Source organism: Alienimonas californiensis (assembly GCF_007743815.1).
Taxonomy (GTDB): Bacteria; Planctomycetota; Planctomycetia; order Planctomycetales; family Planctomycetaceae; genus Alienimonas; species Alienimonas californiensis.
Genome location: NZ_CP036265.1, coordinates 2,150,387 through 2,171,539, shown reverse-complemented (window position 1 = coordinate 2,171,539; position 21,153 = coordinate 2,150,387). Strand labels below are relative to the sequence as shown.

General features: G+C 72.2%; 21 protein-coding genes. 13 read left to right on the top strand and 8 right to left on the bottom strand.

What is annotated here, in order from left to right; all coding sequences use genetic code 11:
• Positions 1–126: 126 nt before the first annotated feature.
• The 3 genes from CA12_RS08460 to CA12_RS08450 are packed head-to-tail and all read right to left on the bottom strand — an operon-like array spanning position 127 to position 2,395.
• Positions 127–750 carry a hypothetical protein gene (locus CA12_RS08460; RefSeq protein ID WP_145358538.1) on the bottom strand — a complete coding sequence of 208 codons (624 nt, stop codon included), beginning with the start codon at positions 748–750 and terminating at the stop codon, positions 127–129.
• On the bottom strand, positions 747–1,661 hold the full coding sequence (locus tag CA12_RS08455; RefSeq protein ID WP_145358537.1) for a hypothetical protein: 915 nt from the start codon (positions 1,659–1,661) through the stop codon (positions 747–749). The genes CA12_RS08460 and CA12_RS08455 overlap by 4 nt, the downstream gene beginning before the upstream one ends.
• An 11-nt stretch (positions 1,662–1,672) precedes the next feature.
• A complete protein-coding gene (locus tag CA12_RS08450) occupies positions 1,673–2,395 on the bottom strand; it encodes a MotA/TolQ/ExbB proton channel family protein (protein WP_145358536.1) in 723 nt (240 codons plus the stop codon).
• A gap of 388 nt (positions 2,396–2,783) precedes the next feature.
• Here CA12_RS08450 and CA12_RS08445 point away from each other — a divergent pair, with 388 nt between their 5' ends.
• Complete coding sequence (locus tag CA12_RS08445; RefSeq protein ID WP_145358535.1) at positions 2,784–3,344, top strand: DUF309 domain-containing protein; 561 nt, start codon at positions 2,784–2,786, stop codon at positions 3,342–3,344.
• 101 nt (positions 3,345–3,445) lie between these two features.
• Here the strand turns inward: CA12_RS08445 and CA12_RS08440 are convergent, their stop codons facing one another.
• The 3 genes from CA12_RS08440 to folD all read right to left on the bottom strand — a co-directional run bounded on the left by CA12_RS08440 (position 3,446) and on the right by folD (position 7,480).
• Positions 3,446–5,107, bottom strand: a complete 1,662-nt coding sequence (locus tag CA12_RS08440; RefSeq protein WP_145358534.1) for a LysM peptidoglycan-binding domain-containing protein — start codon at positions 5,105–5,107, stop codon at positions 3,446–3,448.
• Between the two features lie 113 nt (positions 5,108–5,220).
• Positions 5,221–6,387 (bottom strand): DNA-processing protein DprA, encoded by a 1,167-nt coding sequence (gene dprA / locus CA12_RS08435; protein WP_145358533.1) that lies wholly within the window; start codon positions 6,385–6,387, stop codon positions 5,221–5,223.
• 211 nt (positions 6,388–6,598) lie between these two features.
• Positions 6,599–7,480, bottom strand: a complete 882-nt coding sequence (gene folD / locus CA12_RS08430; protein ID WP_145358532.1) for a bifunctional methylenetetrahydrofolate dehydrogenase/methenyltetrahydrofolate cyclohydrolase FolD — start codon at positions 7,478–7,480, stop codon at positions 6,599–6,601.
• Positions 7,481–7,619: 139 nt separating this feature from the next.
• Between folD and CA12_RS08425 the strand changes: the two genes are divergently transcribed.
• On the top strand, positions 7,620–9,701 hold the full coding sequence (locus CA12_RS08425) for an NADPH-dependent assimilatory sulfite reductase hemoprotein subunit (protein WP_145358531.1): 2,082 nt from the start codon (positions 7,620–7,622) through the stop codon (positions 9,699–9,701).
• A 37-nt stretch (positions 9,702–9,738) separates the two neighbouring features.
• Positions 9,739–10,785 (top strand): YheT family hydrolase, encoded by a 1,047-nt coding sequence (locus CA12_RS08420; protein WP_145358530.1) that lies wholly within the window; start codon positions 9,739–9,741, stop codon positions 10,783–10,785.
• Positions 10,786–10,937: 152 nt separating this feature from the next.
• Here the strand turns inward: CA12_RS08420 and CA12_RS08415 are convergent, their stop codons facing one another.
• Positions 10,938–11,555 (bottom strand): DUF456 family protein, encoded by a 618-nt coding sequence (locus CA12_RS08415; protein WP_165700634.1) that lies wholly within the window; start codon positions 11,553–11,555, stop codon positions 10,938–10,940.
• A 180-nt stretch (positions 11,556–11,735) separates the two neighbouring features.
• On the opposite strand from CA12_RS08415, the gene CA12_RS08410 reads away from it, so the two are divergent.
• Together CA12_RS08410 and CA12_RS08405 are read left to right on the top strand one after the other, a co-directional pair.
• On the top strand, positions 11,736–12,332 hold the full coding sequence (locus CA12_RS08410) for an LURP-one-related/scramblase family protein (protein WP_145358528.1): 597 nt from the start codon (positions 11,736–11,738) through the stop codon (positions 12,330–12,332).
• Entirely contained in the window at positions 12,329–13,054 is a 726-nt protein-coding gene (locus tag CA12_RS08405; protein ID WP_145358527.1) for a class I SAM-dependent methyltransferase, read from the top strand. The genes CA12_RS08410 and CA12_RS08405 overlap by 4 nt, the downstream gene beginning before the upstream one ends.
• 193 nt (positions 13,055–13,247) lie before the next feature.
• Here the strand turns inward: CA12_RS08405 and smpB are convergent, their stop codons facing one another.
• Positions 13,248–13,751, bottom strand: coding sequence for an SsrA-binding protein SmpB (gene smpB / locus CA12_RS08400; RefSeq protein ID WP_145358526.1), 504 nt, complete (start codon positions 13,749–13,751; stop codon positions 13,248–13,250).
• Positions 13,752–13,932: 181 nt separating this feature from the next.
• Here smpB and CA12_RS08395 point away from each other — a divergent pair, with 181 nt between their 5' ends.
• The 8 genes from CA12_RS08395 to CA12_RS08360 all read left to right on the top strand — a co-directional run bounded on the left by CA12_RS08395 (position 13,933) and on the right by CA12_RS08360 (position 21,110).
• Positions 13,933–14,700, top strand: coding sequence for a lipoyl protein ligase domain-containing protein (locus CA12_RS08395; RefSeq protein WP_145358525.1), 768 nt, complete (start codon positions 13,933–13,935; stop codon positions 14,698–14,700).
• Between the two features lie 16 nt (positions 14,701–14,716).
• Entirely contained in the window at positions 14,717–15,718 is a 1,002-nt protein-coding gene (lipA, locus tag CA12_RS08390) for a lipoyl synthase (RefSeq protein WP_145358524.1), read from the top strand.
• Positions 15,715–15,981 carry a biotin/lipoyl-containing protein gene (locus CA12_RS08385; RefSeq protein WP_145358523.1) on the top strand — a complete coding sequence of 89 codons (267 nt, stop codon included), beginning with the start codon at positions 15,715–15,717 and terminating at the stop codon, positions 15,979–15,981. Before lipA ends, CA12_RS08385 begins: the two co-directional genes overlap by 4 nt.
• Positions 15,974–17,002, top strand: a complete 1,029-nt coding sequence (locus CA12_RS08380; RefSeq protein ID WP_145358522.1) for a DNA polymerase III subunit — start codon at positions 15,974–15,976, stop codon at positions 17,000–17,002. Before CA12_RS08385 ends, CA12_RS08380 begins: the two co-directional genes overlap by 8 nt.
• Positions 17,003–17,125: 123 nt before the next feature.
• The gene (locus tag CA12_RS08375) at positions 17,126–17,575 is read left to right on the top strand and encodes a Minf_1886 family protein (RefSeq protein ID WP_165700633.1); all 450 of its coding nucleotides are present in this window, start codon (positions 17,126–17,128) and stop codon (positions 17,573–17,575) included.
• A complete protein-coding gene (locus tag CA12_RS08370) occupies positions 17,572–18,129 on the top strand; it encodes a hypothetical protein (RefSeq protein WP_145358520.1) in 558 nt (185 codons plus the stop codon). The genes CA12_RS08375 and CA12_RS08370 overlap by 4 nt, the downstream gene beginning before the upstream one ends.
• Before the next feature lie 162 nt (positions 18,130–18,291).
• Complete coding sequence (locus CA12_RS08365; RefSeq protein WP_145358519.1) at positions 18,292–20,289, top strand: redoxin domain-containing protein; 1,998 nt, start codon at positions 18,292–18,294, stop codon at positions 20,287–20,289.
• 281 nt (positions 20,290–20,570) lie between these two features.
• Positions 20,571–21,110, top strand: a complete 540-nt coding sequence (locus CA12_RS08360; RefSeq protein ID WP_145358518.1) for a hypothetical protein — start codon at positions 20,571–20,573, stop codon at positions 21,108–21,110.
• The last annotated feature ends 43 nt before the right edge of the window (positions 21,111–21,153 follow it).

Sequence of the window (21,153 nt, the reverse complement as noted above, 5' to 3'; positions counted from 1 at the left end):
CCCTCTTCACGGCCCGTTCCCTCGCCCGTCGGCCGGGTCGCCACTGCATGAAGCGGGAGCGGGCGAACCGTGCGCCCCCTCACCCCCGGCCCCTCTTCCTCGAGGGAGAGGGGGGAACGTTGCTCGCTACTCCGCCACGACGCCGCCCGGGGGGGCGGGGGTTTCGTCCGTCACCAGGCGCTGGCGGTAGTCGATCTCGTCCTCCTGAAAGCCGTTCTTCCGCAGGGCGTCCATCAGGTCGGTGGCGGCGCCGGCGATGGCGTTCGGGGTGCGGGAGACGCGGACCTTCACCCCGTCCGGGGCGCCCTCGGCCTGCGAGGCGGCGTTCAGCACGGCGCTGAGGGATTGGCCCTCGCGGATCGGCAGGCCGTCCGAGGCGAACCGCTGCACGACGAGGTACTCCCCGCCGTCGACCAGCACGTCGACCACGGCCAGCGGCGGGCCGTCGGCCGTAGTCGGATCGCCCACGACGCCGCCCATGGCGCCGGTCACGGTGTTGGGGCCCCCGGCCTCGCCGGACTCGACCATCTCCTGCGTGACGGGGGTTGCGGCGCCGTTGAAGATCGGGGCCGATTCGACGTCCTCCGCGGCGTCCGGGCTAGTCGGGTCGAGCGTCAGGTCGGTGACGTCCGTGCCCCCGCCGGAGGGCACGCCCAGCGAACCCATCTCCCAGTCCGGCAGGTACATCAGGCCGAGGGCGAGCAGCCCGGCGATCCCGGCTCCTCCGGCGGCGGCGGTGCGTTTTCTCACGGGTTCGGTTCCTGACTCGGGACGGACGGGGCGGCGGGCGGCTCCTTCAGTGTACCACCCTCCGCGGGGGGCTCGGCGGCGTCGCCGGGGCCGGCGGCGGAGTCGGGGGTTCCCTGGGTGGCGGCCGGCTCCGGGGCGGCGCCCAGCACGGCGAACTCGTACTGCGTGCGGCCGCCCTGATCGACCTCCAACCGCCGCACCGCCTCGCCCAGTCCGTCCAGCACCGGCTGGTACACCCCCGCCCGGGCGGTGCGATCGAACGACACCAGAATCACCACCAGCCCCTTGGGCTGCGGGAGAATCTTGGTGGCGGCGAACAGCTTGCGGACGAACTCCTCCGCCCGCTCCCGCTGGCCGTCGGCCTCCAGCCGGATCAACTCCACGTTGCTGCCGGTGGACAGGGCCACGAACCCCCCGCCGCGGACGTGCAGCGTCCAGATCTCGGCCCGCTTCAGTAGTTCCTCGTAGCCCGCGAGGAACCGCAGCACTTCAAAACCCTTTTGATCGCGCAACTGGGCGATGCGTTGCCGGGCCGATTCGAGGTCCTGCTCCGCGTCGCTGCGGGGCTCGGGGGTGAGCTGGCTGGCGATCGCCTCCGGCACGTCCAGCAGTTCGGTCAGCAGGTCCGCGGAGCGATTCGTCGCGGCCTCCATGTCCTGGGCCGTGCGGACGGCGCTGCGGGCCAGCTCCACCGCCCGGTTGCGTTCCTCCTCCAGCCGGGCATTGCGCTCGTTGAGCGTCTCCCGCAGTTCGGTCAGCTCCACGCGGTCCGCGTCCAACTCCTCCAGCTTCGCTTCGATCTGTGCCTCGGCCCGCTCGTCGCGGGCTTGGTCCGCCTGTTTGCCCTCCAGAAACTGGGCGAATACCACGATCAACAACAGATCGAGCAGCGGCGTGAGCTGAAACCGCATCCGCAGTCCCGTCATGCGGAAGCCCCGGTCGGAGCGCGGCGGGCGCCGTTGGTGGCGGAGACGTCGTCCGCCGACCCGGCGGCGGGCGTGGCGGAGAGGGCGAGTTCCCGCTTGGCCCGGGCGACGGCGGCCCGCACGTCTTTGCGGAGTTCCATCAGGCGGGTGAAGCGGGCTTCCAGCAGGCTGGCGACGAACATCAGCAGGATCGCGGCGGCCAGGCCGGCGAACGTGCTCCAGATCGCCTCGCCGAACCGGCCGACGATCGCCCCCACGGTGACCTCCGCCCCGTCGGTTCCGCCCTGGAGCGACGCCCCGATCGCCAGGATCGTGCCCAGCACGCCCAGCAGCGGGTAGGCCTCGACCATCGTGCGGGCGCTGTTGGCGGCGGCCTCGAACGACAGGCCCGGCAGGTAGCCGCGGGATTCGTCCAGCGTGGCGATCCGCTCCCGCAGCGCCGCCCGGTCCGCCTGGGCGGCGGGGTCGCCGGCGGGGGCGTCCAGCACGTCGCCCACGTCCGCCAGGAAGGCGCTGATCTGATCCGGCAGGGCTCTCGTGGAGCCCACCACGCTGCGGTGCTTCAGCCCGCGGGTGAAGGCGTCCAGGGTGGCGGCGAGCTTCCGCAGGCTCCCCCCGCTCCAGACCGCCAGCGACCAGAACACGAACAGGTGCACCCCGCAGGCGACCGCGATCACGGTCGTGGAAAGCTCCGAGAGCCGTTCGAGCAGGTCGGTCACGACGGCGGGGCGGGGGAGCGAGCGGACGGGAAGGGGAACCGGACCCGCAGGAGAAGATTGATTCGTGGGATTCACCCCGGCGGGGGGCGAAATGCGCACTGAAACCGCGGGGTTCGTCGTTACTCTGTCGAACCGCCCCGGTCAACGTCGGCCGCCCCGGGAGGTTCCCGACCTCCCCCGGTTCACGTATCCTTCACCCCCGAGGGACAGCGGCGGCCCCCGAGGAGCGGGGGAACGTTCTGTCGGCCCGGCGTTCGCCCCCGCGACGCCGCTCGACGCCGGGTCGGAATCCGGCGCCCCCCTTTCGCGCCCTGGCCTCCGCAACCTTCCGCGGTCGCGCCGCCGCGACGCCCGCCCTATCGTTCCCGTCTGCCGGACCCCGCCCCCGATGCGCACCGCCGCGACCGAGATCCCCCGCCTCCTCCCCAGCGTCGAGCTGCCGGGCTACACGTATACCAGCGGGCAGGGGCTGCCGCACCCCTTCCGGGACCCCAAGGGGCACAGCCACGGCAAGAAGGGCCGGACCCCCAAGCCGCTGATCGCCGAACGTTGGAACGAGAGCCCCGCCTACCTGCTGGCGCTGGATCACTTCAACTTCGGCTACTACTGGGAAGCCCACGACGAATGGGAGCGGCTGGCCCGGGTCTCGAACCCGGAGTCGCTGGTCGGCCGGTTCCTCAAGGGCCTGGTGAAGATGGCCGCCGCCGGGCTGAAGGTCCGCGAACAGAGCGTCCACGGCGTCCGCCGCCACGCGGCCAGCGCCGGCGAGGTGTTCGCCGACGTCGCCGCCGAGTGCGGCGAGGAGCACTACTGCGGCCTGGAACTGACCACCCTCCAGTTCGCCGCGGACCGGGCCGCCCAGCTCTCCTACAAGCGGGAACTGCCCGTCGGCGAGCCGCTGCGGGTCTTCCCGTTCGTCCTCACCCCCGAATCGCCCCCGCTGGGCTGAGGCCGAGAGAGGCGTCAAAACGTCACGAGCCCAGGCCGGAGGCATGCCTCCGGCCTGGGCTCGCGGCGTGAGGGGCACGCCAATGCGGGGTCGCCGCGGCCTTACGGCCGGACGCTGAGGACGCCGTTCGTCTCCAGCAGGTCGAACGCCTGATCGGCGTCGGCGGGTCCGAGGATGACGGCGGGGCGGCCGGCGGGGGCCGGGCCGCTCATCAGGACCACCATCTGGCCGTCCGGGCCGGTCAGCAGGATCCGCACGCCGCGGACGTTGCGGACCTTGGCGCCGACGGTGTAGTCGCCCGGCTCCACGTCGGTCGCCTGGGCGGAAAAGGCCCGGACGTAGTAGCCGTGGGCGTGCATCGTCAGCGTGCCGGCGCCGGCGCCGGACAGGTCCAGCGCCGCCCCGAACGGACCGCGGATCACCTTCAGCTCGTCCCCCGCCTGCACCGCCGCCGGCGCCACACGGTTGACCCGGGCCAGGTACATCTCCGGCACGGACAGGTCTGCGGCGATGTCCGCCAGGGTTTCGCCGGCCGCGACGGTGCGGGGCGTCATGAAGTGGGAGGAGGCGTCGAAATAAATCTGCCGGGCGGTGCCGTCCAGCCGGCTGCGGACCGCGGAGCGGTCCGCCGGGGCGTCCCACCACAGCCGGGACAGTTCCGTGTGCGCCTGCAACACCTCGCCGGCGGCGACCGCGGCGTCGATCGCGGCCAAATATTCCGCGTCGACGACCTGCCCGTCGGCCGGGTCGGCGGGCGATCCGGGAGCGGCGCCGGGTTCGGGGGCGGCGTCGGCGGCGTCGGCCGTCGTCACCTTGGGGGACGTCGTCGCCGAGGCGGACGCCGGCGTGACGATGCCGGCGAACGGATCGTCCATCGCCGTGGCCGCCGGGCCGGGCGTCGCCGAGCCGGGCGCCGAGGGGAGGGCGGAGGTCGGGATCGTCGGCTCGGTCCCCGGGGCGACGGGGTCGCCGCCGAACGGGTCGGCGGCCGGCTGGCTGGTCGGCTTCGTCGACGGCTGCTTCGCCGTCGAGGCGGTCGGGGTCGCCTCCAGCGCGGCGGACCGCACCGGCTGGCCCGGGGCGACGGGCGTCGGCCGGACGCTCGAGGCGTACAGGCCGCCGGCGGGCTCGTCGGCGTTGCGGTGCGGCTCCGGCATCGTGGGAGCGGCGGACGGCGCCGGGTCGCTCCACAGATCGTTCGCCGACACCAGCGGATCGGCCGGCTCCGGAGCGGGGGCGGTTTGCGGCGGCGTCAGGCTCACGTCGTCCAGAGCCGCCCCGTTCGCCCCCTGCGCCGCCGGGGCCTCCGCCATCAGGGCGAAAGCCGCGGCGTGTTCGTGATCGTGCCCCTCGGCGTGCGGCTCGGGCTCCTCGCCCCACAGCGCCGCCAGATCCGCCTCGGCCCCGGGGGCCTCGTTCTCGGGCCAGTCGTTCTCCACCCACAACTCGCCGGCGCCGCCCACGGCGGCGGCGGGTTGCTCCGCGAGGGCGCCGGCGGGCGGCTCGTCCAGGCGAACCTCCCAGATCCCCGTGAACCAGACTCCGCCGCAGACCGCGGCGGCGGCGGCGGCGGACCAGACGATCCGGTTCGCCCACGGGCTGTCGCCGGCGGCGTCGTACGCGGCGAACGTCGGCGACGACTCGTACCCCGAGCTCGCCGCGTCTTCGTCAGGCAGGCCGCCGTCGTACCCGGCGGGCTCCCCGACGGCGTCGGTCGGATCGGCGTGCGAGTCGGCGGGGCGATCGGCGGGCGGCCAGTGCATCGAACAGGTCCCGGGGGAGACGACGGAACCGCTTCCTTAGTTCCAACCGACCGACCGGGGGAATGGCGGTTCCCCCGGACCGTCTCCGCTCGACTCGTTCAAACCCGCAGCCGTCAGGCCCGCTCCAGGCGGTTGCCCGGCAGGCGGCGGAGGACGCGCTTCATCTCCAGCGTGGTCAGCGCCGCCAGCGCCCGACCGGGGCCGAACCGCTCGGCGGCGTCGGACTCCATCACCACGTCGACGCTCACCGTCTCGCCCGCCGGCACCGCGGCGAACACCGCCGCCTCGACGTCCGTCAGACTCCGCGGCGACTCTTTCGCGGGCGAAGGGCTCCCGCCGGACTCCCGTTTGTCTCCCGAATCGAGAGTCAAACGGAGTTGCGGCACCGTCTGCGGGCGTTTCCACTCGCCGCCGAGGTCGGCGAGCACGTCGTCGGCGTCGCGGATCAGCGTGGCGCCGTCGCGGAGGGCGTCCAAGCCCCCGTCGCAGCCGTCGTCGAGCCGCCCGGGCACGACGAACACCTCGCGGTTCTGCTCGACGGCGTGTCGGATCGTGTGCAGCGCCCCGCTTTTGCGGCCGGCTTCGACCAGAATCACGCCCAGCGACAGCCCGGCGATGACGCGGTTCCGCTGGGGGAACAGGCCGCGGGTCGGCGCCTGGCCCATGGGGAACTCCGTGACGATCGCCCCCCTGGCGGCGATGTCCTCGGCCAACCCGCGGTGCTGGGGCGGGTAAACCGTGTTCATGCCGGTCGCGGTGACCGCCAACGTCCGGCCGCCGGCCTCCAGGGCGCCGCGGTGGGCGGCGCCGTCGATGCCCAAGGCCATCCCGCTGACGACCGTCAGCCCGGCCCGGGCCAGCGACCGGGCGAGCGACCCGGCCGTGCGGGTGCCGTAGGTGGAACACCGGCGGGAGCCGACCATCGCGATCGCGGCGGCGTCCTCCGGCGTCAGCGTGCCGCGGACGTACAGCACCCGGGGGGCGGTGGGGATCTCCGCCAGCAGCGGCGGGTAGCGGGGGTCGCCGAGGTGGAGCACCGTCACCCCGGCGTCGGCGGCCCGGCGGAGTTCCTCGTCGGCCGCTTGCTCGGTCGTCTGCCGCAGCGCCCCGATTACCTTCGCCCCGATGCCAGAGATGCGCCGCAGGTCGGCCTCGGGGGCGGCGAAGACGGCGGCGGGGGAGCCGAACGTGCCGCACAACACCTCCGCGGTGCGGGGGCCGACGCCGGGCGTGAGGTTCAGCCGGACGGCGGCGCGGAGTTCGGGGGTCGCGTCGCTCATTTCGCTCCCCTCTCCCTCGAGGGAGAGGGGCCGGGGGTGAGGGTGACGCACGGTTCAACCGCGGCCGTCCTCCGGCGGAGACGGGACGAACAGGGAGGCGAGCGATCGAACCGTGAAGGGGCGGCCGGGCGCCGCTGCCCCCTCACCCCCGGCCCCTCTCCCCCAAAAGGGGGCGAGGGGAAAAAGGGCGACGCGAAGCAGGGCTCGTCCGTCACCCCGGTTCGCCTGCGGTTTGCAGCTCCGCGGCCGTCAGCGTGTTGCGGAGCAGCACGGCGACCGTCATCGGGCCGACGCCGCCCGGCACGGGGGTGAGGGCGCCGGCGACCTCGTTCACCGCGTCGTAATCCACGTCGCCGGCCAACCCGCCGCCTTCGGAGTCCGGCAGGCGGTTGATGCCCACGTCGATCACCGCGGCGCCGGGTTTGACCATGTCGGCGGTGAGGAACTTCGCCCGGCCGATGGCGGCGATGAGGACGTCCGCCTCCCGGCAGACGGCGGCGAGGTCCGCCGTGCGGCTGTGGCAGACGGTCACGGTGGCGTCCGCCCCGCGGGCCAGCAGCAGCATCGCCATCGGTTTGCCGACGATCTCACTGCGGCCCAGCACCACGGCCCGGGCGCTGGCGGTGGGGACCTCGGCGGCGGCCAGCAGTTCCATCACCCCCGCCGGCGTGCAGGGGGCGAACCGCGGGCGGCCCTGCGACAGCAGGCCCACGTTCTCCGGGTGGAAGCAGTCCACGTCCTTCAGCGGGGCGACGGCGTCCAGTACGGCCCGCTCGTCGATCTGCCCCGGCAGGGGGAGTTGGACGAGGATGCCGTGCACCGCCGGGTCGGCGTTCAGGTCCTGCACGAGGGCGAGCAGGTCGGCCTGCGAGGCGGACTCCGGCAGGGCGTGCAGGCTGGAGCCGATGCCGGCCTGCTCGCAGGCCCGCTGCTTGTTGCGGACGTAGACCGCGCTGGCCGGGTTCTCGCCGACGACCACCGCGGCGAGGTGCGGCGTGACGCCGGTTTTCTGGGTGAACGCGGCGACGTCGGCCTTCACCCGCTCCCGGTAGGCGGCGGCGGTCTGTTTGCCGTCGATCAGGCGGGCGGGCATCGGGGCGCCTTGTCGCGGGGAGCGTGGGTCCGGGTGTCCGGGGAACGCCCGGAGTCTTACGATGACGGCCGGAAAACTCACCCCAACCAACTTGGTAACGCACCGGCCCGGCCGGGCCGGTGCGTTACGACGAACGATCATGGCCGACGACACCCCCCAGCAACACCAGGGCGAACAGTCCGACGCCGGTCCGGCGGTGAGCGAGCTGGAGCACCTCAAACGCGGCAGCGATCACCTCGCGGGGACGCTGGCGGAGGAACTGGCGAACGACAGCGCCAAGTTCAGCGCCGACGCGACCCAACTGCTCAAGCACCACGGGTCCTACCAGCAGGACGACCGGGACGTCCGCAAGGACAAGGCGATCGCCAACGCCGAGGACGGCCGCTGGTACATGATGATGGTCCGCACCGGCGTGCCCGGCGGCCGGCTGACCGCGGAGCAGTTGCTCGCGGAGATCGACCTGTCCGAAACGCACGGCAACGGCACCGTGCGGGCGACCAGCCGGCAGGGCCTGCAGGTCCACGGGGTGCTCAAGTCGAACATCAAAGCGACGATCGCGGAGATCAACCGCATCAAGCTGTCCACCTTCGCCGCCTGCGGCGACGTGGGCCGCAACACGATGTGCTGCCCGGAGCCGACCGACGACCCGGTCCGCCACGCGATGCAGCGGGACGCCGAGAGCGTCGCCAAGCTGCTCCGGCCGCGCACGAACAGCTATTACAACGTCTGGCTGCGCGACGCCGACGACCCGGAGGCGGAGAAGATCGACGTCACCGCCCACCACCCGATGAACGACCTGCCGGACGTCCCCGGCGCCGACCGGGATCCGGGGAACGATGCGGTCGAACCGCTGTACGGCACGGTCTATCTGCCGCGGAAGTTCAAGGTCGGCTTCGCCCTGCCGGAGGACAACTGCGTCGACGTTTACAGTCAGGACCTCGGCTTCATCGCCGTCCGCGACGAAAACGACCCGGACAAACTCGCCGGGTACAACGTGCTGGTCGGCGGCGGGATGGGCATGACGCCGGCGAAGAAGGACACCTTCCCCCGCCTGGGCGACCGGCTGGGGTTCGTCGAGCCGGACGCCCTGCTCGCGGTCACGGCGGCGGTCGTCCGCGTACAGCGGGACCACGGCGAGCGGCAGAACCGCAAACGGGCCCGTCTGAAGTACCTGGTGCACGACCGCGGCCTGGACTGGTTCCGCGAACGGGTCGAGGAGGACCTCGGCCGCAAGTTGAAGCCGCCCCACGCCGCCGACGTGACCGACGTGGACGACCACCTCGGCTGGCGGAAGCAGGGCGTCGCCGAGGACGGTTCGACGCTGTGGTACCTCGGCCTGCCGGTGCCCGACGGCCGCATCGCTGACTTCGAAGCCGACGACCCCCACGGCGGCGGACAGTGGAAGTCGTGCCTGCGGGAACTGCTGACGACCTACGGCAGCGACGTGCGGATCACCCCGCTGGTGGGCGTCGTGCTGTGCGGGTTCCGTGAGGACGAGAAGCCGGCCGTCGCCGCGATCCTCCGCAAGCACAAGTGCCAACCGGCGGAGGAACTGAGCCTGATGCGCCGCAACAGCATGGCCTGCGTCGCCCTGCCGACCTGCGGGCTGGCGGTGACGGAAAGCGAACGCGTCATCGGCCAAGTGATCCACGACGTGGAGACCCGCGTCGCCCAGTACGGCCTGAGCGGCGAGCGGATCAGCATCCATATGACCGGCTGCCCGAACGGCTGCGCCCGGCCCTACACCCCGGACATCGGCCTCGTCGGCAAGGCGCGGGACAAGTACACGCTGTACCTCGGCGGCCGCGTGGACGGCACCCGGCTGGGGTTCCTCTATGAGGACATGGTTCCGCTGGACCAGATCGCGGCGGTCGTCTCCCCGGCCCTCGCCTACTTCAAGCAGGCCGGCCGCAACGTCGGCCAGCCCGGCGGGGAGACCTTCGGCGACTTCTGCGCCCGCGTCGGCGAGGAGGACCTGAAACGATACGCGAAGGAGATGGAGAGCGAATCCGACACCCTCGGCGGCGAGATCGGCGCCCTGACGGACGACCAACTCGCCGACCTGATCGACCGCTTCGCCGGCGACCTCTCCGCGGAGCAGCTGAAGACCGCCGTGGCGACCGGCCGGGGCCGGAACACGAACGGCCGGCTCGCCGCGGTCCTGGAGAGCGCGGAGAAGCGGTTCACCGTCACCCCGTCGGCGGAGGCGGCGGCGGGGTGAGAGCCGGCCGGGCGCCGACGACGCGCTACAGTCTCCCATGAACGCTGAGCCGATCCGCTTCACCGCCGACGATCTGCCGGCGTATCCGGCGAAGTGGGCGGGCACGTGGGGGGCGGCGCATCTGCATACCGCGGCGGCGCAGGTGTTCGGCGAGGTCCCGCTGCTCAGTCCGGTGGCCGACCGCAGCGAGGACGCCGGCCCCAGCGCGGCGCTGGAGATCCCGACCTCCGACGGCACCGGCGACCGCCTCGCCGCGGACCTGTTCCTGCCGGAGGACGAGCGGCCGAATCGTCCGTTGGTCGTCCTGCTGCACGGGCTGGGCGGCGACGCGGACAGTGCCTACATGCGGGCCTGCCTGTCCGACCTGCTGGGAGCCGGCCTGCGGGTCGTCGCCCTAAACTTTCGCGGCGCCGGCCGCAGCCACGAAACGTGCAGCGAGTACCTGCACCCCGGCCGCACCGGCGACGTCCGGGCCCTGCTGACGTATCTGGAAGAGGGCACGGAGCGGGACCTGTTCGAGTCCGGCGTGATCCTGTGCGGGTTCAGCCTGGGCGGGTCGATCCTGCTGAAATCCCTCGCCACGGCCGACCCGGACGTCCTCCGCGGCGTGCGGGCCGCGGTGACCGTCTCCGCCCCGTTGGACCTCGCCTCCTGCTCCCGGCGACTCGGCCGGGGACGCAACCGCGTGTACGAGGCCTATCTGCTCAAGCGGATGCGGGACCAGATCCACCTCAGCCCCGGCGGGGTGAACGACGAGGAGCTCGCCGCCGTGGAGGCCGCCTCGACGGTGTGGGCGTTCGACGAGACCTTCACCGCCCCCCGGCGGGGCTTCGACGATGTGGAGGCCTATTACCACGAGGACAGCGCCGGCCACCGGCTCGGCAAGATCGCGGTTCCCACCCTGCTGCTCGTGGCGGACGACGACCCGTTCGTTCCGCTGGAGACCTACGACCAGTTCGACTGGGAGGCCCATCCGCACCTGGTGAAGAAGCGGACGCCGACGGGCGGGCACACCGGCTTTCTGTGCGAGAGCGGCCCGCTGTACCACTCGCGGTGCGTCATGACGCTGGCGGAGAAGGCGTAGCGGACACTTTAACCAGCCCGACGCGCAAGCGTCGGCCGTGCGTCCTTCGCATTGGAGAACCAAGAGACGACGTTCCTGCCGGCTGCGCCGACGGCCGATGCTTGCGCATCGGGCTGGTATTCTGTTCGCAAACTGCCTCTGAGAGGGGCCTCTCAGAAGACCTCCGCCTCGACGACCGCGTCGTCCACCGCGTCGTCCAGCGGCGTGGCCACGTCGCGGGGGACGAAGGTCATCACCCCGAGGACGGCGACCATCACGGCGCCGCAGGCGAGTTTGCCGCCGGTGCCCACAAGCCGGCCGATCAGGGCGCCCTTGCCGATCTGCACCGCGTCCCGGCTGTGGCGGCCCTTCCAGGTCTCGCCGAGGTAGGCCCCGGCGAAGGCGCCCGCGGCCCCGCCGCCGACGGCGCCGATCAGCGGCCCGACGACCGGCACCGGCACGCCGACCGCGGCGCCGGCGAGGCTGCCGACCATCGCCCCCAGGATCGACAGCGCCATGCCCCGGCGGCTGCCGCCCTCCTTCTTCGCCCCCGCGGCCCCGGCGGCGAACTCCAGCGCCTCGCCGATCAGCGCCAACCCGGCCAGCACGGCGACCGTCCCCCAGCCGAAGCCCCAGCCGTATTCGTCCTTCGGCATGAAGTAGGCCCACGCCGCGGCCAGCGCCAGCACGGCCCAGTTCCCCGGCAGGGTGAACAGCGTGCTCGCCCAACAGAACGCCGCCAGCAAGACCATCGGCACCGCGAGGGTGAAGTAGAACGCGGTCGGGTCCATGGGCGGATGTCGGAAGGGGGATGGCGGATGGCGGATGTGACGGGACGTTCGTCGGACGCCGGTCATCCTTGGCTTGGCGCCCCTCAAGGGAACGGACGCCCGCCCCGATTGCGGTCCGCCGCCGGGCCGTCCATTCTTTCAAATCCCCCTTCCGACATCCCCCATCCCCCATTCCCCGCCGTGCCCGACGCAACCGCCCCCGCCGCCGATGCGGTCGAGTACACCATCCGCCGGAAGGTGTTCAAACTGTTCGGGGCCGCGTTCCATATTTACGACCGGGACGGGAACCTCGTCGGCTACAGCAAGCAGAAGGCGTTCAAGCTCAAGGAGGACATCCGGATCTACCGGGACGAGTCGATGGACGAGGAGTGGCTGAAGATCGCCGCCCGCAGCGTGATCGACTTCTCCGCCGCCTACGACGTGACCGACAGCCGCACCGGCGAACTGATCGGCACCCTGCGGCGCAAGGGCCTGAAGAGCATGTTCCGCGACTCCTGGGAAGTGCTCGACGCGAACGAACGGGCCGTCGGCCACATCCAGGAAGACAGCGCGCTGATGGCGACGCTCCGCCGGCTGACCGATTACGGCTGGATTTTCCCGCAGAAGTTCACCCTCTCGCCCGACGGCGGCGGGGCGGCGATCGCCAACTACTCCACCAACTTCAACCCCTTCGTGCACAAGCTGAAGGTGGACGTGCACGGCGGCAACACGCTGCACCCCTTCGTCCCGCTGGCCGCCGGCGTGCTGCTGGTGGCGGTCGAGGGCAAACAGGGTTGAACGACGCCCCGCCGCGAAACGCGGACGGCCTGCCGCCGAACGCGGACGGCCTGCCGGCGATCGCCGGCGGGTGGGCGGAGCAGGTCGTCGGCGTCGCCCACCGGCGGGGGACGCGGACCTTCCGTCTGCTGACCCCCGCCGACCCGGACGCCGTGCTGGACGCGGTTGTGGCAGACCAAGGGGCCGAGGCCGGCGGCGACCCCTACTGGGCGACGCTGTGGCCCGTCGCGGTCACGTTCGCCGGCCGATTGCTGGACGAGCCCTTCCCGGCGGGAACCCGCGTGCTGGAACTGGGTTGCGGGTCCGCCCTCGCCGGGCTGGCCGCGGCGGCGGGCGGGGCGGAGGCGACGGCGACCGATGTCGACCCGCGGGCCGTCGCCCTCGCCGCGGCGAACGCCGCCCTCAACGGGCTGCCGCTGACGGCAGCGAAGCTCGACTGGCACGCCCCGCCGGCGCTGTCGGCCGACCAGCGGTTCGACCGGGCGATCGGGGCGGACCTGCTCTATCAACCGGACCTGCACGCGGCGCTGCTGAAAACGCTCTCCGCCACCCTGGCCGCCGACGGCGAGGCGCTGCTGGCGGACCCTGGCCGCGGCGTCGCCGCGGCGTTCCTGCACCGGGCCAGCGACGCCGGCTGGCGCGTGCGACTGGAGGACGAGGCGGGGAAGGAACTCTGGCGGCCGCGGATCGCGGGTCACCAGATCGTGCGGCTGTCGCGGTAACCGTCCGTTCTCCCCTCTCCCTTGAGGGAGAGGGGCCGGGGGTGAGGGTGACGCATGGTTCACCCGGCCCCGCTCTCTGCCGTGACAAGCAGACTGAACGGCGAGTGGGCGGGACGTGAACGGCGTTCGGGCGCCGCTCCCCCCTCACCCCCGGCCCCTCTCCCCCAAAAGGGGGCGAGGGGAGCGCCAAGGCTCACTGCACGTAATGCCGCTTGGCTTCGCGGAGCTTGCGGTCGTCCTCTTTGGCCTTGAGCTTCTGGCGCTTGTCGTGCGTCTTTCGACCGCGGGCGACGGCGAGCGTCACCTTCACGAAGCCGCGGTGGATGTGCACGTCCACCGGCACCAGCGTGAGGCCCTTCTCCTCGTTCGCCTCGGCGAACTTCCGCAGTTGGGCCTTCCGCAGCAGGAGTTTGCGATCGCGGGTGCGGTCGTGGTTGTAGCGGCCGGCCTCGGCGTAATCGCCGATGTCCAGGTTCTTCAACCACAGTTCGCCGCTCTTCACCGTGGCGAAGGCGGTGTCGATGTTCACGTCGCCGTTGCGGACGGACTTCACCTCGCTGCCGTGCAACACGACGCCGGCTTCGACCTCCTCGATCAGTTCGTACTCGTGCCGGGCCTTGCGGTTGCGCACGACGACCCGCTCGTTCGGGTCCTCCCCGCCGGACTTCTTGCGTTTGGACTTCTTGGCCTTGGCCATGCGGAGCGGAGCGGGGGGCGAACCGGGGGGCGGCGGGCGCCGGCGTTTGTGGGCGGTCGGGGTCGACGTAGGATGGAACTGAACGCGGCGGTCGTGACGAGCCAGTCTAACGGCCGTCGCGGGTTTCCGTACCGGATCCCCGCGAAGCGTTCCCCCTCCCCCCCGTCGCCGGACACGCCCCGTGACCTACCCGTTCACCCCGCACCTGCCGGACCGCGGCAGCGACGGGCTGAGCGTGCACCTGCTGGGGCAGGTGGACTGGCCCTCGGCGAAGGCGCTCCAGGAGCGGCTGGCGTTCGACCTGTCCGGCCGCACCGACCGCCACGGCTTCCTGCTGCTCTGCGAACACCCGCCCGGCGTCACGGTGGGGCGGGAGGGCAGCCGGGCGGACCTCCGCTGCGACGAACGCGACCTCCGCAGCCGTTCGATGGAGATGGACTGGGTCGCCCGCGGCGGCGGCGTGATCGTGCATTCCCCCGGCCAACTGTGCGCCTACCCGGTGCTGCCGGTGGCCTCCCGGGACGACGACGAGAACCCCCTCACCCCGGCCCTGCTGCGGGACGTGCTGATCTCCGCCGCGGCCGCGACCTGCGACGACCTGCGGGTTCCCAATGAGATCACGCCCGACGGCGCCGCGGTCGCCGCCCGCACGGGCGTGGTGGCGGAGGTCGGCGCCGGGGTGCGGGAGGGATTCAGCCGGTGGGGGCTGTTCCTGTCCGTCGCCCCCGCGATGGAGTTCCCCCGCATGGCCGTCCGCCCGGACGGGGCCCGCGGCGGGGGAGCCGTCTCCAGCCTGTCGGCGGCCCGGCACAATCCGATCAGCATGCCGGCGGTCCGCAGCTGCCTGATCCAACGGCTCTCCGAGGGCCTCGGCTACGACACCGTCCACACCTTCACCGGCCATCCGCTGCTTCGCCGGACCACGCGCCGCACCTACGTCCCGGCCTGAACCCGGCTCGAACTTCATGTCCCTGCTCCAAGTCATCGACGCCCCCGCCTCCGGCTGCGGCGCCAAACCGCAAGCGTCAGGACTGTCCGTCCTGAACGTGCTCGACAGCCCCCGTGATTCGCTTGCGGATTCGCGGGTACCTGAGAGAAAGCGCCGGCTGCCGGCGTGGCTCAAGCGCCCCCTGCCGGCCGCGGGGATGGCGTTTACGGACGAGGTGATCCGCGATTTGGATCTCGTCACCGTCTGCGAGTCGGCGAAGTGTCCGAACCGCACCGAGTGCTGGAGCCACAAAACGGCGACGCTGATGATCGCCGGGAACGTCTGCACCCGGCCCTGCGGGTTCTGCTCCGTTCCCAAGGGCAAAACCGAGGCCCTGCAGCTGGACGAGCCGGCCCGCGTCGCCGAGGCGGCGAAACGGCTGGGGTTAGAGCACGTCGTGCTGACCAGCGTGACCCGCGACGACCTGCCCGACGGCGGCGCCGCCCACTGGGCCGCCTGCGTGGTCGCGGTGCGGGAGGCCTGCGACGAGGGCGTCACGATCGAGGTCCTCACCCCGGACTTCCGCGGCAACGTGCGGGCCATCGACGCCGTCATCGACAGCCGCCCGGACGTCTTCAACCACAACACGGAGACCGTGCCGCGGCTGTACCACCGGGTCCGCCGCAACGCGGACTACCAACGGACGCTCGACCTGCTGGCCCGGGTCAAACGGCGGGCGCCGGACATGCCCACCAAAAGCGGGCTGATGCTCGGCCTGGGCGAGACCCGCGAGGAGCTGCTGGACACCTGCGCCGACCTGCGGGCGGTCGGCTGCGAGATGCTCACCCTCGGCCAGTACCTGCAACCGACCGGCCAGCACCTGCCGGTGGAGCGCTACGTCCCGCCGGAAGAGTTCGACGAGGTCGGCGAGCTGATGCGGGGCCTGGGCTTCGGCCTGGTCGCCAGCGGCCCTTTCGTCCGCAGCAGCTACCACGCCGGCGAGATGAAGGACGTCCTCACCGCGAACCGCTCCGCGTGACCCCGCCAGCCCCCTATCTCCCGGTGTCCGTGCCGGCGTTCGGGCGGTTGCCGGCCGGGCAGGCGCCGACGCTGGCCGGGTGGCTGGTGGAGACCGGCGAACGGGTCCGCCGCGGGGAGCGCGTCGCCGAACTGACGATCCCCGGGCTGATGGTCGACGCCCTCAGCCCCGCGGACGGCGTGCTGGTTCGGCAGAACGTCGCCGCGGGGCGGGCGGTCGCCGAGGACGAACCGCTCGGCTGGGTGGAGCGCAGCGATGACTGATTTCGCAGGGGACCGATCCGTCTGGGACGCCGTCCGCGGGCATGACGCCGTCGTGGACGGCTTCCGCCGGGCCGTGGGGCGGGGGCGACTGAGTTCGGCGCTGCTGCTGGCCGGGCCGGCGGGGGTGGGGAAGCGGTTGTTCGCCGACACCCTCGCCAAATGCCTGCTCTGTCTGCGGACGCCGGACGACCTGCTGGAGGCCTGCGGGACCTGCAAGGCCTGCGTTTCCGCCGCCGCGGACACCCACCCAGACCTGCACCGCGTGCGGCTGCCGGAGGGCAAGCGGGAGATCCCCCTCGCCGCGTTCGTCGGCGACAAGGAGGACCGCGGGAGCAGCGGGCTCTGCTACGAACTCTCCCGCCGGCCGGCGCTGTCGGAGCGGCGGGTGGCGATCGTGGAGGACGCCGATCTGGTGAACCCGCAGGCGGCGAACGCCTTCCTCAAAACCTTGGAGGAACCGCCGGCCGGGGCGGTGTTGATGCTGCTGTCGGACCGGCCGGAATCGCTGCTGCCGACGATCCGTTCGCGGTGTCAGACGGTGCGGTTCGGCCCGCTGCCGGAGGCGGACGTGGCGGCGTTGCTGCTGGATCAGGGCCTCGCGGAGAGCCCCGCCGAAGCCGATCAGGTCGCCCGGCTGTCGCGGGGCAGCCTGGACGCCGCGGCCCGGCTGGCGGACCCGGAGGTGCGGGGGTTGCGGGAGGTGGTGCGGAAGCACGTCGGCCGCGGCGGGCCGGTGGCGGCGGCGAAGGCGGTCGTCGGCGCCGTCGAGGCCGCCGGCTCCGACGCCCCCTCCCAGCGGGCCGCCGCCGCGTGGGTGTTCGCCTTCTGCGCCGACCTGTACCGCGACCGCCTCGCCGGGCTCTCGGAAGATTTTTCGTCCGATGTGCCGGGAATCTCGGACCGGCTGGAGCACGCCGCCGCGGCCCTGGACCGGCTCAGCGAGGCGGAGGCCCAGATCGCCCGCAACACCTCCGTGCCGCCCGTGATCGAGGCCCTCGTCTGCGACCTGAACCGGGGGTGACGGGGGACGGGGCGGGGACGGAAAAGGCCGGGGAAAAGAATCCGTGCGGACCCGACCTGTCGCCCCGCGGCGAGACTCCGCTACCATCGCTACGGCCTCTTCTCCCACGACTGCCGTCTCGAAGTGAACCGCCCCGCCGAACGGTCCGACCCCCGTCCCGAAGAGAACGGTCCCGAGCCGGCCCGCCGGCCGTTCGCCCGGGAGGCGTACCTGTTCGTGTTCGAGGCCCTGCAGAAGGTGCAGGACGACCTCGTCGCCGCGCCGGAGCGTCTGACGACCCGCAGCGACGCCCTCCCCGGCCGGCACATCACCGCCGCGGAGCTGTGCGTGGGCTTTCGGGAACTCGCCGCCGCCCAGTTCGGCGGGATGGCCCGCACCGTGCTGCGGCAGTGGGGCGTGCGGAATACGGAGGACGTCGGCCGGATCGTGTTCGAACTGGTCGAGCGCGGCGAACTGTGCAAGTGCGACGGCGACCGGCCGGAGGACTTCGCCGGGCTGTTCGACTTCGACACCGCCTTCGCCACCGCCTTCGACGCAGATCTGAACGCCGTGACCCTCGCCGCGGCCCGGTGAGCCCCGCCCCGGCATCCTCGGCCTCGGCCCCCTCGCCCTCGGCCGCAGAACAGGCGGCTCCGGTTCACGCGGCCCCCGGGCTGGGCCTGTCGGCCCGGCGGTGGGTCTGGCCGACCGTGTTGTTGCTCGCCGTCGTGTGGGCGGTCGCGTTGGGGGCGTTGGCCTGGACGAAGGCCGACGAACCGACGCTCAACCGGGTGCAGTTCCAGCGGGCGGACGCGATCCTGCACGTCGTCCTGCTCGAATCCGCCGACGGGGCGGGCGGACGCGGGGTGCGGGCGACGGTCATCGAAGCGATCGCCGGCGGCCGGGGACCGGTCCCGACGGAGCTGACGCCGGACGCGGAGGTGACGATCCGCGATTTTCCGCCGGGTGTGGTGAAGGCGGGGCGGCGGGCGGCCGTGCCGGTGCGGCGGGTCGCGGGAAGTTGGACGGTGGCGGCGGGGCCGGAGGGGCTGCCGAGTCTGGTGTATTCCCTGTCGAACCCGGGGGATTGGTCCGATCTGAAGGCGGCGGCGGAAGCGTTGTCCGCCGGACGGCCGCCGTATCGCTGAGAGACCGACGCCCGGGGCGCCGGCGGGTCGAAGAATGAGGGACGGCGGAACCGGCGGTGACTCGTGCGCCGGCGCCGTCCTAAGATCGCCAATGGTCGCTCGTCGAATGCCGACCGGCGCCGGTCGATCGCCGTCGGTCTCTTTTCCCCCCGCACCGTCATCATGCCCCGCCCCGCCGCCCCCGCCCGTCCGCTGACGCGTCGTACCGCCCGCGCCTGGGCGACCGCCGCGGTTCTCGCCGTCGCCGGCCCGCTGATGGGCGTCGCCCAGGCGGCGCCGCCGGCGTCGGTCATTCTCTCCACCTATCAGCCCAAGGTCGTCGGCGGGCCGGGCGTGGAGATCGAGACCCCGCCGGAGGACCAGTGGGACCAGTGCAAGGTCGAACCGCTCCGCAACACGAACGACAGCGGCTACCTCGTCGTCGGCCCGCAGGATCAGACCCTGCGGCGGATCGTGGACGCCGACGGCGACGGCACGATCGAGCTGTTCATCTACTACAACCAGGGCATGGAAGTGTTCCGGGAGTGGGACGCCGACGGGGCCCAGAAGAACGACAAGGGCGAGGCGGTCGTCAGCAGCAATAACTTCCGCTGGGTGAACTTCGGCGGGACGAAGTGGGGCGTGGACACGAACGGCGACCGCCGGATCGACGCCTGGAAGCGGATCAGCCCCGCCGAGGCCGCCGCCGTCGCCGCCGAGGCCGTCGTCGACGGCGACGCCGCCAAGCTGGCCACCGTGTTGGTCACCGCGGAAGAACTGAAGTCGCTGGGCGTCGACGACGCGCTGGCCGCCCGGATCGTGGAAGAACTCGCCGACCCCGCGAAGCAGTTGGCGGCGATCCGGAAGGACTCCGAACTGCTCCGGTCCAAGCCCACCTTCCAGAGCGTCAACACCGGCCAGCCCGGCCTGATCCTGCCCGGCGAGAGCGCCCGCGGCGAGCTGGAAGTCGTCGAGAACTCCAACGCCCTGCTGAACGTTCCCGACGGGAATATGGGCATCGTCTCGCTCTCCGAGATGGTCCGGGTCGGCAGCCGGTTGGACAGCGTCGTCTGGAAGCTGACCGCCCTGCCCCGGCCGGTCGAGGGGAACGGGCAGATCGTGCTCGGCGGTCCGCTGATCCAGCCGCCCCCCGGCATGGCCCTCGGCGACGACGGCGACGGGCTGGCCCCGGAGGTCGCCAAGCTGCTCGGCGAACTGGCCAAGCTGAACGAGGATCGCCCCGACGAGAAGTCCACGAAGGCCCAGCGGCTCGACTTCGCCGCCAAGCAACTCAAACTGCACCGGGAACTGTTCAAGGTCGACCAGGGCAACGACCGCCCGTTCTGGCTGACCACCCAGGCCGACACCTTCCACGGCCTATTCCTGAACGAAGACATCGAGGCGGAGTTCGCCCAAGCCGAAATGGCGAAGATCCGCAAGCTCGCCGCCGCCGAGGCGCCCGGCGCCCTGCCGGTGGTCGATCAGCGGTCGCTGTTCGTCGCCTGGGGCGAGAAGCGCCGCCCGCTGGGCGCCGACCCGGCCCAGGCCGAACTGGAGGAGTTCGAAACCTGGTGGCGGACCGCCCGCGAGGGCTTCGTCACGAAGTATCCGGAATCCAACGAGGCCGCCACGTTCCTGATCGAACTGGCGATGGAGTCGGAGCAGCAGGGCGAACTGGCCCAGGCCTCCGATTACTACCGGCAGCTCGCCCAGAAGTTCCCGAGTTCGCAGCTCGGCAAGAAGGCGGCCGGCGCCCTGCGGCGGCTGAACCTGGAAGGCAAGCCGCTGGAGTTCCGCCTGCCGCTCCGCAGCGGGGGGCAGATCACCTCCGCCGACACCCGCGGCAAGGTCACGCTGCTGACCTTCTGGAACGTGGAGTGCAAGCCCTGCCAGCAGAACCTGCCGGTCCTGAAAGACCTGTACCAGAAGCACGGCGACAAGCTGGAGATCATCGCCGTGAACGTGGACGAGGGCCCCAACGGCATCGCCCAGTACGTCGAGGACAACGGCGTGAAGTTCCCGATCGCCTTCGAGCCGGGCGGCTTCAACGGCCCCGCGGCGACCGACTTCGGGGTGGTCAACCTGCCCACGATGATCCTCGCCGACCAGCAGGGCCGCGTCGTCAGCGTGAACCCGGACATCCGCGACGTGCAGAACAAGGTCCCGCAGTTGGTGAAGTAACGGGGGCGCCGTTTCCCCCCTCTCCCTTGAGGGAGAGGGGCCGGGGGTGAGGGTGAGCGAACGGTTCGCACGCCCCCGCTCCCCGCGGTGACAAAGCCGCCGGGGGGGGGAGCGCATCGGACGGTGAACGGCCTTCGGGCGTCGCTGCCCCCTCACCCCCGGCCCCTCTCCCCCAAAAGGGGGCGAGGGGAGCAGAGACGCCGCCGAACCGCTCTCGCCCTGCCGCCCGGGTTCTGCCAGAACCCGGGCGGTTTGCTGCGCCCTGTGAGAAAGACCGTGCCATGTCGCCGTCGCCCCGTCTGACGTTCGCCGCGGCGCTGCTGCTCGGTTCCGCCCTCTCCTGCGGCCTGCTGAGCGGTTGCGGCGGGGGGCCGCGGAACAGCGAAGCGGCCATGAGCCTCGCCAAGGTGGACGCCGTCGAGATCACGGACGCCTTCGCCTACGACCGCCGCCGGGCCAATCAGGCCCGGCGGCCGGTCTACTCCCAGGATCCGGACACGCTGCTGCGGATCGAGGGTTGGCTCCAGCAGATGGAGGAGCGCTGGCAACCGGCCAAGGGCGATCCCCGCAGCGTGCGGTTCCAGATCCGGCTGATGGCCGACGGCCGCCCGCACTCCACGCTCTGGCTGGACAACGGCTACGTCCAGATGAGCGACGGCGGCAACCGCCTCCGCGGCGTGCGGCTGAGTACGCAGGAAACCGCCCAGACCGCCGCCCTGTTCGGTCTGCACCCCTCCGAACTCACGATGCCCGAACTGCCGGACGGCCGCGGCCCCAAGCCGCCGGAGGCCCGCACGCAAACGATGGTCGGCCGGCGGTGAGCGGCGGTCGTCCCGCTCGGCCCCGGCAGGGGACGGGGGCTGT